The organism is Acinetobacter sp. NRRL B-65365, assembly GCF_001605865.1.
GTDB classification, from domain to species: Bacteria; Pseudomonadota; Gammaproteobacteria; order Pseudomonadales; family Moraxellaceae; genus Acinetobacter; species Acinetobacter vivianii.
In genome coordinates, this window is the sequence record NZ_LRPD01000071.1 from 1 (window position 1) to 861 (window position 861).

General features: G+C 29.7%; 1 protein-coding gene and 1 pseudogene. Both read right to left on the bottom strand.

Annotation, left to right across the window (positions count from 1 at the left end; all coding sequences use genetic code 11):
• Positions 1-404, bottom strand: a 404-nt coding sequence (locus AWW72_RS17795) for a hypothetical protein (RefSeq protein ID WP_062848200.1), incomplete at its 3' end; no start/stop codon positions are given.
• A gap of 47 nt (positions 405-451) precedes the next feature.
• Positions 452-861 (bottom strand): annotated as a pseudogene (locus AWW72_RS19840) (tetratricopeptide repeat protein); the annotation flags it as partial.

Genomic DNA, 861 nt, shown 5'->3' on the forward strand with positions numbered 1-861 from the left:
TCAGTATATTCCATCTTATCTAATATTTTTTTGTCACTCATTTTTAGCTTATATTGCTCATAAATATTGATACTATTTTTCGTTAAAAATTCAATATACTCACCACCATTTTCATTGCGATGGAACTCAGCAAAAAATAAAGTTATATAAAAATCTTGTTTTTGAGTTTCATTCAAACCTTCTAGTAACACATCTACATGATTATAGAACTCAGTATAAGTTAGGTTTCCACAAAAAGTTTTATTCTCTATACGATTGATCGCCTGCTGTACCTTTAGATCATGGCTTAGTTCAACCACTCTCTTATTAAAATTATGGATACATGATTTTTGCTCAAGTAAAGAACAACTCAAAAGAGGTACTACTATTAAAGAAATGAGTAATTTCTTAAAGTGATTTGTCATTTTCTTCCTCAACCATAAATATTTTATATAAATTTCAAAACTTATAATTATTTCTCATCATTTAATCCTTGTAGTTTACTTTTTGCTTCAACATTCCCTAGCAAACTAGATTTCCTTAACCAATTTTTAGCTTCAGCCAAATCTTCGACCTTGTTGTTATTTAATAAAATTAAAGCCAGCTGCAATTGTGCATTTTCATGATTTTGATTTGCCGCCAATCTGTAATAATATTCTGATTTACTTAGATTTTTATCACCGCCTAGGCCCCTTAAATAAATAATACCTAAAGCATTTTGCGCAGAAGCATCACCTTATTCAGAAGCCATTTCAAGCCACCGCTTAGCTTGATCATAATCTTTTGGGTAACCTTCATCACCATTTAAAAAATTCATTGCAACATTATATTGTGCATCAACATTACCAGTTTCTGCTAATTTAAATTCATGAGTATTTTCGT